Source organism: Blautia hominis (assembly GCA_002270465.1).
GTDB classification, from domain to species: Bacteria; Bacillota; Clostridia; order Lachnospirales; family Lachnospiraceae; genus Blautia; species Blautia hominis.
Map to the genome: position 1 here is coordinate 55,510 of NQOF01000007.1, position 15,192 is coordinate 70,701.

Consider the following 15,192-nt stretch of genomic DNA (forward strand, 5'->3'; position numbering starts at 1 on the left):
TGCACAAATTCTTGACGAATTTAATCCAATATCCCCATCAAAGCCCTGTGGCCTCTGCATTTTTTATCGCGTAATATTATTAAGCCATTTATAACTTTTATACCGCTTCCAGGAAAACGGCACCTTTATCACTTCATCGCTGCACAAGATTATGTAAACCCATGGCATGGGTACATGTATCACAAAGGCTGCCACAGCCGCAGCGAAAATAGAGCAGAGCCACATGATCCCCACATCCAAAAACAGCCCGAACATGGTATCACCCCCGGCCCGGAACACGCCCACCACCAATGTGGAGTTAAAGGACTGCCCCACCACATAATAGGACATGATCACCATCATGACCTGAAGATAGGATTTTGCCAGAGGCGTCAATTTCAGCATATTGCACACAAAGGGAGAAATGAACAGGATCAGGATACCTCCCGCCGCCCCAAACAAGAGGGACAGCTTGGCAAACCGGTTTCCATAGTCCCTGGCAAGCTCCTCTTTCTTCTCCCCGATCGCCTTGCCTATCATGATGGCCGTGGCGTTGGAGATGCCAAAGGCAATGACCATGGACAACTGTCTGCACACCTGTGCCACGGAATGCGCTGCCACAGAGGCGCTGCCCAGATGCCCTACAATGGAGGATATGGCAGCCATACCCGCGCCCCAGGCAAATTCATTGAGGAGCACCGGAAACGCATACACGAAAAAGTCCTTTTCCAGCCACTTATATCTCTTAAACATATCTTTGATGCGGATGCGGACCACATCATTTTTCTTCCGTGCATAATATACCACAATGATAACCTCCACAGCCCTGGCGCAGAGCGTGCCGATAGCCGCACCCGCTGCCCCCAGAGCCGGCGCCCCAAAAAGGCCGAAGATAAATATTGCATTCAGTATGATATTCACAGACAGAGATGTGGCGTACACCACCGTGGCGATGACCACACGCTCAATACTTCTGATTATGTTCAGATATACATTGGTAAACGCTGCAAGTATGTATGAAAATGCCACGATCCGCAGATAACTCACGCCCTCCGCAATGATCGCCTCGTCCGAAGTAAAGATCCGCATCAGCAGGTCCGGCACACACAGAGCCAGCGCCGTAAATACTGCTGCAGACAAAATGGCGATCCGAAAAGACATTCCCATGACCTTCTCAATGGTCCTGGTATCATGTTTTCCCCAATACTGGGCAGTCAGCACACAGGCCCCTGAGGTGAGCCCGAAGAAGATCAGTGACAATATAAAGTACACCTGGTTAGCCAGGGAAACGCCGGAAAGGGCAGTCTCACCCACTCTTCCCAGCATGATAACGTCCGTGGATGTAACCCCCACGTTGATCAGGTTCTGAAGTGCCATAGGCATGACAAGCCTCAATACATTTCTGTAGAACCGCTTGTCCTCTGTTGTCATGCTAAATCTCATAGTTCTATCGTACCGTCAAAAACCACTTCCGCTGGACCTGTCATGTAAATGGTATTCTCTTTTCTGTCCCAGAAAATCTTCAGGTCGCCGCCCAGCAGTTTTACCGTTACCTCCTCCTCTGTATATCCGTTCATCACACAGGCCGCCGCCACTGCACAGGCTCCGGTTCCGCAGGCCAGGGTCTCCCCGCTGCCTCTCTCCCAAACCCGCATCTCCACGGTCTTCTCGTCCAGGACCCGGACAAACTCTGTGTTAACCCCCTCAGGAAATGCCTCGTGTTTCTCAAAATACGGTCCGATCTCTTTAATATCCAGCCCTTTTACATTATCCATGAACACAACTGCATGGGGATTTCCCATGGAAACCGCAGTCACCTCGTAGACCTGCTGATTGACAGCCAGAGGCTCCCGGATGACTTTTTCTTTTTTATGCTTCATGGGGATATTTTCCGTGTGAAACTCCGGCTTTCCCATATTCACTTTCACCTGGGCCACCCTGCCGTTTTTCACCGTCAGATCCAGATATTTGATTCCGCTTTTGGTATCCACACTGATTCTTGTCTTGTCTGTCAGGCCGTAGTCGTACACATATTTTGCCACACAGCGGATGCCGTTGCCGCACATGGCGCCCTGACTGCCGTCCGCGTTATACATTTCCATCTCAAAATCTGCTTTCTCTGAAGGTTTGATCAGGATTAACCCGTCAGATCCAATGCCGAAATGCCGGTCACTGACCTTTCTTGCGGCTTCAGACGGATCCTCCACTGTCTCCTGAAAACAGTTCACATACACATAATCATTGCCGATTCCCTGCATCTTTGTAAATTTCATCGCAGCTGCCTCCTTTGCTTTGTAACCCGTGTTCTCCTTTTTCTTTTCCTCCGGACAGCATAACACCTATCCAGTCCGCAGAGAAAAAAGAGGGTGTCTGTAAAAGATACCCTCTTCGTTTCTTTGCTATTAATCATAGCAATCCATAATTCTTTTGTCAATGCAGAAAAACAGTTTGTGTCAGGACTCTCCTGATTAACAGGTAGCTCCGCCCACCTCATGGAGCTTGGCGGAAAGGATTTCCTCTTTCCTCTCCAGGATCTCATCAGAGATCAGCTGCGCTTCCACATTCTCAAATCCAAGACGCTCAATGGTATCGGAGAAACGCTCCCCTGTCTTTCCCTGTTCCCTGTACAGAAGCAGTGTTTTCTCAATCACGCTCATAAGCTCTTCCTTGGTTGTGAAAATTTTGCTCATAGGCTTGCCAATGGCAATTTTCTTTCCCCATCTTCCGCCCAGGTAAATCTTATATCCGTAAGTACCATCCTCGATGGCGTCAAAATGACAGGTTCCGATACAACGTCCGCAGTTGATACATTTCTCTCTGTCAAGTTCCATAATGCCGTCAACCAGTTTCACGGCATCAATAGGACAGGCTTTCACAACTCCGCATTTCTTACATCCGCTGCACATGTCCTCATCATAGTTGGGAATGAGCTGGCCCACAATACCAAGATCATTCAGGTTAGGCTTTACGCAGTTATTTGGACATCCGCCCACGGCGATCTTAAATTTATGAGGCAGTTTTACATCATGCCAGTTTACATAAAACTCATCATGGATTTCCTCTGAAAGACCAAAGGAATCTAAAAGACCGTACTGGCAGGTAGTTCCTTTACAGGAAACCACAGGGCGCACTTTGGAACCGGTACCGCCTGTGTCCAGCCCGCATTTCTGGATATAGGCACGGAACTCGTCAATCTTCTCATAGGGAACTCCCTGTACTTCAATGGTAAGACGTGTGGTATATGTAACTGCGCCGTTGCCGTACAGCTTTGCCGCCTCCCCAATACAAATCTGCTGTTCTGCTGTAATTTTTCCGTTCTTTGTAATGATCCTGGCGGAAAAATTATCGGTTCCCTTGTTGCTCAAAAAGCCCAGGGCTTTTACTCTTTTTTCATCTTCACTGCTCACTGTTAATGTTGCCATTTTAATTTCCTCCAACTTTTTATCTTTTATGGCCTTGCCTGTCCTGTGTGATCCTGTTGTTTCTATTGCTCATTTTGTCAGTCTTCCATCAAATCTTCCCCGTTAAAGGTACTTCCGCCTTCCAGAACCTTTGTATTGGTATACCCATAAGATTTCAGGCGGTTCTGCAGCATGTATGCCCTTTTTCCTTTTGCACATACCAGAAGCATCTTCTCATCCTTGCTGTGTCCTTCCACTTCTCCGTCAACTTCCTCCAGGTTCATGAACTCCACACCTTCCAGGGTTGGTTTCAAAGAAGCGTCGATCACCTTATAACCTTCTGCCTTGCCCTCCGCAAACTCAACCGGAGTAAAGGTCTCGAAAGAACCGGACATCTTGTTCAGAAGGATATTGATGCAGTGTGCAAATGGATGGATAGCGGTTGAGAACGGCGGTGCATAAGCAAAATCCAGATGCTCCAGCTGCTGCACCGTGGCCTTCAGACTCAGTGCCACTACAGCGATATCCACCATCTTGTCTACAGCACCTTTTCCAAGAACCTGGATACCCAGGAATTCACCTGTTGTCTTATCCGCGATCATCTTAACCAGGAAGGAATCTGCTCCCGGATAATAATGAGCCTTATCATCCACTACAGCCACAACGGAAACCACATCGTGTCCTGCATCCTTTGCCACCTGCTCTGTAAGTCCTGTGCGGCCTGCGTTCAGACCCGGCAGTTTTACCACACCCGTTCCCAGAACACCGGGATAGGAAACATCAGCACCGGCAATATTCTGTGCCGCGATCCTGCCCTCAATGTTAGCTGAGGAACCCATAGGTGACCATGCCCTGGCCTGTGTCATGCGGTTGGTGATCATGGAGCAGTCCCCCAGCGCATAAATATCCTCGTCATTGGTCCTCATATGATCATCTACCAAAACAGTCCTGTTTGGCGCAAGCTCGATGCCCGTATCAGCCAGGAATGCAGTATTTGCACGGATACCAAGGGAGAGCACCAGCGCATCCGCTTTGATGGCTCTTCTGGATGTTTTGACCTTCTCAACCGTTCCGCTGCCTTCCACGCCTTCCAGCTTTGTATCGAGGAGTGTCATGATCCCCTGGTCTGCCAGGTGGTTTTCCACAAACTCTGCCATCTCCGGGTCAAATCCCGGCATAATGTGTGGCAGCATATCCAGAACTGTGGTGCGGATGCCGCGGCTCTGAAGATTCTCTGCAACTTCCAGGCCGATAAATCCACCGCCTGCGATCACTGCACGCTTAATTGTGCCCGACTCTGCTGCTTTTCTGAGCGCTTCCGCATCATCAGGAGTCCTCATAAGAAATACATTTTTCATATCCAGTCCCGGAAGGGGCGGTACAACCGGAGACGCACCTGTTGCTATTACCAGTTTATCATATGTATACTCTTTTGTCTCACCGGATTTTAAGTCTTTTGCAGTGACCTTTCTGCCCTGGCGGTCAAGCCCTGTCACCTCAATGCCTGTCTCCACTTCCGCACCTGTCAGTTTTGCAAATTTCTGAGGTGTGTTGACGATCAGCTGGCTTCTCTCATGAATGACATCCCCTACATAATAAGGAAGTCCGCATCCTGCATAAGATATGTCTTCACTCTTGGTCAGAATCAGAACTTCTGTTTCTCTGCTTTCTCTTTTCAGTTTTGCTGCTACCTTTGTACCTGCGGCTACACCGCCAATGATCAATACCTTCATAGCCCATACCTTCTTTTCTCAAATTTGCTTTTCGTGTTATCCGGTCCCTGCTCCCGTCTCCGTTCCGAAATCGTTACGGTCTGCAGACCTGCCTGCGAACAGTGACCAAGGATTCGTTACTGTCCGCGGGATAGTATTATACGATCAGTAACAGGAATTATTTTCCTTAGCTTTATATCCAGTATAGCACTTGTACATGTATAAGAAAAGTAATATAATATTATATAATTAATAGGTTTTACCTATGTTACTGTACACAGGCGATTGTACCGGGAGGCATTTTCATGCCGGAAGCATGAAAATCCCGAGGCAGCCAGCGCGATATGGGGCAGAATGCTCCATATCTGTGCATCGCGAAGCGTGTTACTGGACACGGAGTGTACAGTAACTTACCTATGATAAAGGAGATGTGTTATGACAATCCGACATCTGAAAATATTTCTGGCTGTTGCAGAAGCGGGAAAGATGAGCCTGGCAGCGGAACAGCTTTTCATCACCCAGCCCTCCGTCAGCCAGGCAATCCGGGAACTGGAGGAACACTATGGGACCCTGCTCTTTGAACGTCTCTCTAAAAAACTGTATATCACAGAGGATGGCAAAACCCTCTATGTCACTGCCAAACAGCTTGTCACACAGTTTGAAAGCCTTGAGGAGAGCATGCGAAAGGAAAACCGGCGGGAGAAGATCCGCATCGGCGGTACCATTACCCTTGGCAGCGGCATCCTCTCTAAGGTAGTCCGGGACCTGAAAATGGAACAGCCGGACCTTGACATTTATTCTTATATGAATAATACACAGATCATAGAACAGAAGCTTCTGAACATGGAGCTGGATGTGGGCATCGTGGAGGGCAGGGTCAAAAGCCGTGATCTGATCAGCATCCCCCTCATAGATGACATGCTTGTGCTTGCATGCGGTCAAAACCATCTTTTTTATGGCCGTCATACCTTATTTATCAATGAGCTGAACGGACACGATTTTGTAAAGAGAGAGCCCGGCAGCGGCACAAGAGAGCTGTTTGAAAATTTCATTGTCCGCCACGGCCTTGATATCCACACAGTCTTTGAGGAGAGCACCCCTGATTCCATAAAAAATGCCATACAGATCAACAACTGTATGGCTGTTATCTCCATCCGTCTTCTGGAAAAAGAGATCCAGAACCAAGAGATCCATGTATTCACCGGCCCTCACAAAGAATGGAACAGGGACTTTTCCTTTGTATACCACAAGGACAAATACCTGACCGATTCCATTATCCGCCTGAAGGAGATTGTGAGCAGTTACAATGATGTGGAAGAAATAAAAAAACTCCCCGGAGGACAGTTAGTTGACCGCTGAACACAGAATGGCTGCCGTTTTTAGCGGCAGCCATTCCTATTTCATTTAAGCTTCTACAAATACTTCTTTTCCCATACCGCAGATCGGGCAAACCCAGTCTTCCGGAATATCATCAAATGAAGTTCCCGGTGCGATTCCGTTCTCAGGATCTCCTACCTCAGGGTCATATTCATATCCGCATGGTTCACATACATATTTTTTCATAATATTATATACCTCCTATAATTAGCTTCTCCAGTTATCTCCTGAATTACACTGATTTTATCACATATTCATTCATAAATCCAGTCTTTTTTTGTCCAATTTATCCATTGCTAAATATTGTGTTATTGTACACAGGCCACTGTACCGGGAGGCGTTTTCATGCCGGAAGCATGAAAATCCCGAGGCCGCCAGCGCGATATGGTGCAGAATGCTCCATATCTGTGCATGCGAAGCGTGTTACTGGACACGGAGTGTACAGTAACAATATCGTTAAGAAGAGACTGCACACTTACAAAACTCATAAGTGCGCAGCCTCTCTATCCGGGAAAGTAAGAGGAGTTTACTTTCCCTTCCCTATAATTTGGAAATCCGTATGTATAAAACAGATTTCCAGGACATATTCCAAGTAACTATTTCTTTTTCTTGTAGCCAGCCATCTGCCGCGGGTCAGCATCCGCCACCACAGCTCTGGAATTTTTCTTTCTGGCCAGTACCATAATCTGTTTTGCATCTGCCTTTGTGAAAAACAAGCGCTTGCTTCTATTGCCCCTGCCAAAATGGAGCGCTATCAGTTCCGGATGCTTTCTGTCCTCGCGGATCACCGAAACGATCTCTTTCCAGCTCCAAAAATCATAGTGTGTGGTAATCCGCATCTGATAAAAAATCTCCAGTCCCCTCTCGGTAATGACGGTATCTTTTTTCATCATCAGTGTCAGTATGTACAACACACCAAATACAGCAGCCACGCGGTAAGGCGTGATAATACCGCCGATAATCAGGGCAGCGGATAAGATCCAGCAGCCATATGTCACCCACGGTTTACGTGGTTTCAAATCCCTTGCATAATATATCGGTCCTTCTAATGAGTCCCAGGGAAGATGCTCAACACTCACTATGATACTCCTTTCAAAAAACAATAGACATCATGTTTATGCCTGTGCTCTCGGTGCTTTACCTGCTGCACGCATAGCTTCAAGATTCTTCACTGCCAGCTCATGTTTATCTGCCGGAGCTGCAGCCGGTTTGCGCATGGTCGTCTTTCCAAAAATATTGGTATACGCGCCGTCAGCCCAGAAGATATTGCGTCCCAGGAACGCCAAGATTGCTGCAAGAATCGGGTTTAACAAGTTAACGAATGCAAATGGGAAGTACATGAACGGATGCACTCCCAGAACGCCCATCTGGTAAGCGCCGCAGCCCGTCCACGGGAACATAACTGCCCATAGAGTACCACAGTCCTCCAATGTCCTGGACAACATATTTCGTCCCAGACCCATCTCATCATATTTGTCCACATAAAGCGGAGCCGGCACACCAATTCCCAGGAACTGGTCGCACATGGTAGCATCGCAGAATAAGGATGTCAGAAGTGTGGCAAGGATCAGACTTCCCACAGAGTGAAGTCTCTTCTTCAGACCTCCGAACAGTGTATCCACACATCCGCAGCGCTCCAAAGCACCGCCGTAGGCTACAGCCAGCAAGATCAGGTTAATGGTCCACATCTGGTGGTCCATACCTCCCCTGCTCAACAAGTCGTTGGCCAGATCGTTGGTGGATTCAAATGTTGTACCATAATGCAGAACGTCGAACAGTTCTCCTAAGCTGTGCATACCCTGGAAAACTGCTGCAAACAGAACACCGCATCCCACAGAGATGGAAATACCAACCAGTCCCGGTACCTTCATGATACAAACAACCACGATCACAACAATAGGAAGCAGCAGGATCGGACTTAAATTAAAGCCTTCTGCCAGTGCTGCCTGCAGATCTGTTGCAACAGAGGCATCAAATCCTGATGTATCAATATTCAGGCCCATGATCGTATATAAGATCAGGGCGATCACAAACGTTGGCCCGGTGGTCGAGACCATGGCCGTAACGTGGTCAAACAGTCCCGTCTCCGAAACTGCTGCTGCCAGGTTTGTAGTATCGGACAGCGGTGAGAATTTATCTCCCACGTATGCGCCGGAGATGATCATACCAGCTGTGATGGCAGGATTAATACCAAGACCTGCACCAATACCTAAAAAAGCAATACCGATGGTAGCGGTAGCAGTCCAGGAAGAACCACATGCCAGACCAACAACAGCACACATAATACAGCCGATTGGCAGGAAAAGCTTAGGTGTCAGTAAATCCAGGCCGTAATAGATCAGGGCCGGAATTGTACCGGACATAATGAAAGATGCCACGAGAATACCAACTGTACAAAGAATCAGTATCGCTTCCATTGTAGCATTCAGCCTGTCCAACATACCAGCCAGCATGTCGGAGAAGCTGTGTCCGCAGAGACAGCCGATGATACAAGCCACTACGATAGATACCAGTAACGGCATATGGGCATCGCTGTATCCGCTTCCTCCTACGAAGCCATAAAGCATGAGTGCCATCATGACAACGATCGGAATGATCGCTTCGATAAAATTAGGAAGGCGAACTGTACGTTCTTTCTTTTCTTTTTTTCCCATTAAGACTTACCCTCTTTTCTTAAATTATTTTTGCAGGACAGTTTAAGAATTTATTTTGTTTCTATAGCTCCGCCAAGGGCCTCCTCTACCGCTTTGACGAGAGAGCCATCCTTAATAATTTCTTCACAGTAGTTGATATCACCATATAATTCACGGTCCTCATCTAATGTGGCAACCTGTTTGCGGACTAAGTCATAAGCAGCCTGTGTTCCTTTGCCCAGACCTTTATTGCCGCGCATATCAATACCCTGGCATGCAACCATAAGCTCCATAGCCAGAACACGTCTTACATTCTTAGCGATCTCCCCTGCTTTTCTGGCAGCGATCGTACCCATGGATACGTGGTCTTCCTGACCGGCGGATGACGGGATACTGTCAACAGATGCCGGATGTGCAAGAACTTTATTCTCGGAAACTAATGCTGCTGCAGAATACTGCACGATCATGAATCCGGAGCAAACGCCGCCGTGAGGTGTTAAAAATGCAGGCAGTTCACTGTATGCCGGGTTGACCAGACGCTCAATACGTCTCTCAGAAACGTTAGCCAGCTCGGAAACTGCGATTCCCAGGAAGTCAAAGCTTAATGCCATAGGCTGTCCGTGGAAGTTACCGCCGGAGATTCCGTTCTTATCCTCTTTAAAGATGATCGGGTTATCTGTTACAGAGTTGATCTCAATATTTACATGGTCAAGTACATAATTCACTGCATCCTTGCTTGCACCGTGGATCTGCGGTGAACAACGCAGGGAATAAGCATCCTGTACGCGGATCTCGCCCTGGCGTGTGGTGTTCTTGCTGCCGTCCAGAAGTCTCAGCAGGTTTCTTGCTGTTGCAAGCTGTCCTGAATGGGGACGTACATCATGCAGACGATGATCCAGAGCGCTCACAACACCGTTCTGCGCCTCGAAGCACAGAGAGTCTGCAATATCTGCAACCTTCAGAAGCTGCAGCGCGTCGTGCAGTGCCAGTGAACCGGCGCTTGTCATAGCCTGTGTACCATTGTTCAGAGCCAGTCCTTCTTTTGCGGACAGTTCAATCGTCGGGATACCTGCACGCTTCATAGCCTCTGCACCCGGAAGGAGCTCTCCTTCATAGTAAGCCATACCCAGGCCCAGCATCGGCAGAACCATATGAGATAAGGGTGCCAGGTCTCCGGAAGCTCCAAGGGAACCTTTCTCCGGGATAAACGCAGTAACACCTTTATTCAGCATATCAACCATAGTCTGAACGGTTTCCAGACGAATGCCTGAAAAACCTTTCACCAGGTTGTTGATCCTAAGCAGCATAATACCTCTTGCAACATCAACGGGGAACGGATCACCAGCACCAACCGCATGGGTGATGATCAGGTTTTTCTGAAGAGCCTTGCACTGGTCCTGAGAAATCACAACATCACTGAATTTACCGAATCCGGTAGTGATCCCATAGACAACCTTCTCTTCCGCAACAAGGTCATCCACCACTTTTCTTGATTCGATAATGTTCTGTTTTGCCTCCTCGGCTAACTCAATTTTTGCATTCTCACGACAAATTAAAGCAATCTGTTCCAGTGTGAGGTCTTTACCAGTAATTACAATATTGCTCATATCGCACCCTCTTTTCCTTATATTTTATAGTGCAATTATACAGACCCTCGTGTCAAAAAAGCGTCAATAAATGTCAATTTCCACAAATGCAATTATCTGACAATTCTCTTTCATCGTCAAATTCTTTGTGGTACGGTCATTTTTCCGTCATTGGCGAACAATATTTTTTCGTGTTATCAGGCTAAATTAAAATATTTTTTTATAGCGGGAATCTTTTATCAGAATCCCGCTTTATTCTTGATCTCCTTCAAAACTTTCACAGTGGTAGGATTATTCATTTTTTCCGAGAGCTGTACCCCCTTTTTGTAATGACGCTCTGCCTGTTCTGTCTCTCCCTGTTCCAGAAGAACAAGTGCCATATACGCCTCCGCCCGTTCCAGTCCCCAGTAATATCCATGCCTTTCAAAACAGGCGATCGCCTGTTCCAGATATTCCCGGGCTGCTTTTATCTTTCCCAGAAGATAATAAATCTGGCCCGCATTGGAATAGAACTGCCCCAGTCCGTTTGTGACCACCTTGCCGGTTCCCTTTTCTATGGCAATTTTATAGTAGGACAGGGCTGACTGGTAGTCACCGGTAGCACGGCAGGCATCCCCGATGTAGTTGTAACATGCCGCAATGCTCATAATATAGCGGGAATCTCTTCCGCTGTAATCCTCAAATATCTGACGAGCCTCTGTCAAAGTCTGGCGGGATTCCTCATATCTGCCTTCATGGAGCAGATACCAGCCTTTCAGCCTCATAAAGGCACCTCTCTCATCCGGTTCCTGTACATTTATCAGGGACAGGCCTTCATCCACGTATTTCTTTACCAGTTCCAGGTCCTCCACCTGAATCCCGTAAAAGATCATCTGCTTGAAATTATTCAGAAGAGACTTTTTATCCTCCAGCATCTCAGCCAGTTTCATGCTCTCCTCAATATTGCGGATGCCGGACGCGTAATCCCCTACAGCAATGTCAAAACGGCCCTTGACATAATACATTTCCTTTTTCATTTCCTGCAGCTGATGAGAATCCTCGTCAAACTGGATCACCTTCTGGGCCAATTCTAACAGTTCATTTGCCTCAAAGGTCACTCCATAATTGTCGTCGCCATATTCCATCTCCCAATGAAGTACAGGAAAGTTTTCATTGACAATCGTATAATACTCTTTCAGATATTTAATCTTATATTGATACGCTTTCACCATGTTATGGCACTTCTCATAGTGGTGGATCGTCATTGGAAGATACCCAAAATTTTTCTTCCCCTCAGCCTTTGACTCATAATACTCAGCCAGCATCTGATGATACATGCGTTTCTTGCCTTCGCTCTGGCGCTCGTATATAAACTGGCGGAATACCTGATGCTCAAATTTATAGTAGACATTCCAGCCAACAAGGATCTCTTTGATCAGATGGCGCTCCTGCAGTTTTTCCAATATGCGGACCAGCGTCAGCCTGTCCATCTTTGGCAGCAGAAGCTCTATCTCCTCAATACTGATCTTTTCCGGAAACATGCTCATGCAGTCCAGCACTTCATTTTCCGTTTCCGGCAGACCTGCGAGCCGGGCTTTTATCACATTGTTGGTCTTCTGGGATTTTTCCAGGGTATATCCTTTTTCTTTTATGAGACTGACCAGCTCCATCAGGAAAAATGCATTTCCGTCCGTCATCTGGTAAATGCTTCTCTGTTTCTGCTCATCCCCATTGAGTTCAGGCAGATACTTGTGAAGCAGCTCCATGGTCTCCTCCTCCGTAAAGGGGTTCAAAGAGATCACATGGAGATAATCCTTTTTCATCAGTTTCTCCAGCGATTCCATAACCTCCACATCATTGTTCTGGTTATAGGTACACATGAGCAGGATCCGTTCTGTCCCAAGTGTCAGCAAGATCCTGTTCAGCAGCTGGAAACTCATGGTATCCATCCACTGGATATCGTCAAAAAACAGCACTACCTTATGCTTCTCCACAATTTTGCGGAACATATCCAGAATGGCCTTCTCCATAAGCTGATAGGTGAGTCTTCCAAGGGGTTTCTCATCCCCCAGAATACTGCCTTTGAAGAAGCGGTCAAGCTGTGCCTGTTCCTCCTTTGTGATGGAGCGCTCCAGCAGCCCGTTTTCCACGCATTGCTCCACCTCCCAGAAGATATCATTCCAGGGACGCAGGAAAAATTCGGACTCCTCCCTGTAGCAGGCAGCATACAGAGGGATCATCTGATACCCCCGGACCATCTGTTTTGCCTTGTCAAGAAGGGCTGATTTTCCCACTCCGTCCTCCCCGCTGATGGCCACACATTGGGGATGGCGGCTTTTCCCTGTGCCCACAATACACTCGCTGACCTGGTATATTTCAGAAGTCCTGCCCAAAAAAGGAGCATTCCAGCCAGCGGCTTCCACAGTGGTATTTCCTTTTACATTAAAAATGCGGTGAAACAGTTCCTTGATCTCCGGGGACGGCTCCACACCCAGTTCATCAGCCAGGACCTTCTCCAGATCGTAATACAGCTTGATCGCCATATTATAGTTTCCATTCACCGCATAGATGTCCATGATCTCATAGTACAGCTTTTCATTGTAGGGATCATGCTTCAGCAGGATATTGCTGTACTTTTGAATCAGATCCACATCTTTTGTGGCATCTGCGTCGTACAGCTTTTCCCTGGCACATTTTATAAATGCCTGATTGTACTGTTCCTGCATGGAAGTGATCCACTCTTCATATTCGTAGCTGTTCTTTATCATAAAATGGGAGAGAAATCCCTCCTCCTCGTTTTCCAGAATGTTCTCCGCACTGATATGGTCCCAGTCAATATCGGGCATACAATCCGGATTCAGGGAGATACTGGTATGGCCTGCTGTCACCAGAATTTCTTTGCCCAGCAGTTTTTTAATCTGGTAAACCGCTTCTCTCAGGTTCTTTCTGCCCACATTCTCATTGTCCGCACCCCAAAGCACGTATATGATCTCTTCCCTTGTAGCTGTCTTCTTCACACAGAGGTAATAGAAAAAGCCCTCTGCTTTCTTATATGGAAAATTCACACGTTCTCCGTCTACCTCTACATAAGGTCTTCCCAAAAGATGTACACTGATGTTCGCCACAATTCATCCCTCATATTCTAAATCGGTCACTGCCCACAGCCCTGCAAAGCAGGAGCCTCATGAACAGTAACCTCAATTTACAGTCCCAAAGTCATAAATTATACTGTGTTAAGTATACTCTAATGCGGACACAACTGTCAATACTTCACCAAATTATGGAAATTTGAAGCTTCTTCTTGTTATTACTTTACCATACAAAAATATGGCAGATGGATTTCCTTGTATTTTTTCACTGATATAGGCTGGTTTCTTTTCTGTTTCTTATATATTTTCACAGTTTGTTTTTTCACCGTAACTATTCAGTAGGTCTGCGCATTCACTGCGCTGACCGTAAGAAAGTGTACCACGGCCAAGCAAAAATCCCATCGCCAAAGGCGATTTTGCATGAATTTTTGCCTGTAACTGTGAGGGTACTGAACAGTTACTTTTCACCTATTATTATAGGAAGAAACTCCTTCGCAAAGTGTAAAACGGTTCTTGCGGAATGTGATCAGCCCTTCCTCCTGCATTCTGCCCAGCTCATCGGACAGAACACTACGGTTCACGCAGAGATAGTTTGCCATTTCCTCCCTGGAATAGGGAATCTCCACGGTATCACTGCCTCTTTTGCGGCATTGAATGCGCAGGTATTTTAATACTCTCATTCTCACACTTTTGGTGGAGAGAATATCAATTCTGTAAAACTTCCTTACGTTTTCATTGGCAATGAACGCCATCAGCCTGCGTTCCAGCTCCTCCTCCCATTTTTCATGACCCGGCATCCAGTCAAAATACCAGACTTTTGCATCCTGGCTGCAGTAGGCCGAATAGGGACTCTGCCGTGTGGGAGTGCAGACCACATCTGCGCCCAGCATATAGGAGGGGACCAGTTTCTGGAAAAGTCGTTCATTTCCCTCCATATCAATGCGCACAATACGCACCTCCCCTTCCAGAACAATGCCCAACTGTCCCACAGTGTCACCTTCATGCAGGAGTAGTTGTCCTTTACCATAGTCCTGTATCCTTCCTCCGAGGAGACTGCAAAGTTTTTTGATTTCTTCTTTATTTTTTTGCCTGAATAGGAAGCTGCGTTTTAATATTTTTTCATAATTCTCAAGTTGGTCCATTTTGTGTTGTTCCACCTTTTTTGTTTGCTTGTTTTATTTTATCATTTTTGGGTGGGTTCGTAAATTGTTACATTGGATTGATGGGGGGACGGGCTGGCGGGGGTGTCTGCTGGGCTCCTTTGGCAGCCAGCTTCGTTCCCCTTCAACTAATCGCTAACTCCGACTAAGACGCTCAGCAAAGGCTTCGCGCCAAGTCTGCATAAGCGATGGATTTTCAGGCTCTCTACCGCAATGTCTGCCAAAGGAGCCCAGCAGACACCCCCACCAGCCCTGGTTTTCTCTCCGGCAGTAAAA

General features: G+C 47.1%; 11 protein-coding genes. 1 reads left to right on the forward strand and 10 read right to left on the reverse strand.

Going from position 1 to position 15,192, the window contains the following annotated elements:
• Window positions 1-63 precede the first annotated feature (63 nt).
• From CI595_RS20210 to CI595_RS20225, 4 genes are all read right to left on the reverse strand, one after another.
• Window positions 64-1,410, reverse strand: coding sequence for an MATE family efflux transporter (locus CI595_RS20210; protein WP_330397453.1), 1,347 nt, complete (start codon window positions 1,408-1,410; stop codon window positions 64-66).
• Window positions 1,411-1,418: 8 nt separating this feature from the next.
• Window positions 1,419-2,252 (reverse strand): diaminopimelate epimerase, encoded by an 834-nt coding sequence (dapF, locus tag CI595_RS20215; RefSeq protein ID WP_095175435.1) that lies wholly within the window; start codon window positions 2,250-2,252, stop codon window positions 1,419-1,421.
• Window positions 2,253-2,447: 195 nt separating this feature from the next.
• The gene (locus tag CI595_RS20220) at window positions 2,448-3,401 is read right to left on the reverse strand and encodes a ferredoxin-like domain-containing protein (RefSeq protein ID WP_095175436.1); all 954 of its coding nucleotides are present in this window, start codon (window positions 3,399-3,401) and stop codon (window positions 2,448-2,450) included.
• Between the two features lie 77 nt (window positions 3,402-3,478).
• A complete protein-coding gene (locus tag CI595_RS20225; protein ID WP_095175437.1) occupies window positions 3,479-5,113 on the reverse strand; it encodes an FAD-dependent oxidoreductase in 1,635 nt (544 codons plus the stop codon).
• 414 nt (window positions 5,114-5,527) lie between these two features.
• On the opposite strand from CI595_RS20225, the gene CI595_RS20230 reads away from it, so the two are divergent.
• The gene (locus CI595_RS20230; protein WP_095175438.1) at window positions 5,528-6,451 is read left to right on the forward strand and encodes a LysR family transcriptional regulator; all 924 of its coding nucleotides are present in this window, start codon (window positions 5,528-5,530) and stop codon (window positions 6,449-6,451) included.
• Between the two features lie 45 nt (window positions 6,452-6,496).
• Here the strand turns inward: CI595_RS20230 and rd are convergent, their stop codons facing one another.
• The 6 genes from rd to CI595_RS20260 form a co-directional block, all read right to left on the reverse strand.
• Window positions 6,497-6,655, reverse strand: a complete 159-nt coding sequence (gene rd, locus CI595_RS20235; protein ID WP_095175439.1) for a rubredoxin — start codon at window positions 6,653-6,655, stop codon at window positions 6,497-6,499.
• A gap of 410 nt (window positions 6,656-7,065) precedes the next feature.
• Window positions 7,066-7,548 (reverse strand): PH domain-containing protein, encoded by a 483-nt coding sequence (locus CI595_RS20240; RefSeq protein WP_095175440.1) that lies wholly within the window; start codon window positions 7,546-7,548, stop codon window positions 7,066-7,068.
• A gap of 36 nt (window positions 7,549-7,584) precedes the next feature.
• The gene (gene nhaC / locus CI595_RS20245; RefSeq protein ID WP_095175441.1) at window positions 7,585-9,123 is read right to left on the reverse strand and encodes a Na+/H+ antiporter NhaC; all 1,539 of its coding nucleotides are present in this window, start codon (window positions 9,121-9,123) and stop codon (window positions 7,585-7,587) included.
• A gap of 50 nt (window positions 9,124-9,173) precedes the next feature.
• Window positions 9,174-10,709, reverse strand: coding sequence for a histidine ammonia-lyase (gene hutH, locus CI595_RS20250; RefSeq protein WP_065544521.1), 1,536 nt, complete (start codon window positions 10,707-10,709; stop codon window positions 9,174-9,176).
• Window positions 10,710-10,927: 218 nt separating this feature from the next.
• Window positions 10,928-13,792 carry an ATP-binding protein gene (locus tag CI595_RS20255; protein ID WP_095175442.1) on the reverse strand — a complete coding sequence of 955 codons (2,865 nt, stop codon included), beginning with the start codon at window positions 13,790-13,792 and terminating at the stop codon, window positions 10,928-10,930.
• A 428-nt stretch (window positions 13,793-14,220) separates the two neighbouring features.
• Window positions 14,221-14,898 (reverse strand): Crp/Fnr family transcriptional regulator, encoded by a 678-nt coding sequence (locus CI595_RS20260; protein ID WP_095175443.1) that lies wholly within the window; start codon window positions 14,896-14,898, stop codon window positions 14,221-14,223.
• Window positions 14,899-15,192 lie beyond the last annotated feature (294 nt).

What these genes read in the sequence shown, in the direction of transcription:
- dapF (WP_095175435.1), bottom strand. Translation starts at nt 2,252, where the DNA reads ATGAAATTTACAAAGATGCAGGGAATCGGCAATGATTATGTGTATGTG.
- CI595_RS20220 (WP_095175436.1), bottom strand. Translation starts at nt 3,401, where the DNA reads ATGGCAACATTAACAGTGAGCAGTGAAGATGAAAAAAGAGTAAAAGCC.
- CI595_RS20260 (WP_095175443.1), bottom strand. Translation starts at nt 14,898, where the DNA reads ATGGACCAACTTGAGAATTATGAAAAAATATTAAAACGCAGCTTCCTA.
- CI595_RS20230 (WP_095175438.1), top strand. Translation starts at nt 5,528, where the DNA reads ATGACAATCCGACATCTGAAAATATTTCTGGCTGTTGCAGAAGCGGGA.
- CI595_RS20225 (WP_095175437.1), bottom strand. Translation starts at nt 5,113, where the DNA reads ATGAAGGTATTGATCATTGGCGGTGTAGCCGCAGGTACAAAGGTAGCA.
- hutH (WP_065544521.1), bottom strand. Translation starts at nt 10,709, where the DNA reads ATGAGCAATATTGTAATTACTGGTAAAGACCTCACACTGGAACAGATT.
- nhaC (WP_095175441.1), bottom strand. Translation starts at nt 9,123, where the DNA reads ATGGGAAAAAAAGAAAAGAAAGAACGTACAGTTCGCCTTCCTAATTTT.
- rd (WP_095175439.1), bottom strand. Translation starts at nt 6,655, where the DNA reads ATGAAAAAATATGTATGTGAACCATGCGGATATGAATATGACCCTGAG.
- CI595_RS20210 (WP_330397453.1), bottom strand. Translation starts at nt 1,410, where the DNA reads ATGACAACAGAGGACAAGCGGTTCTACAGAAATGTATTGAGGCTTGTC.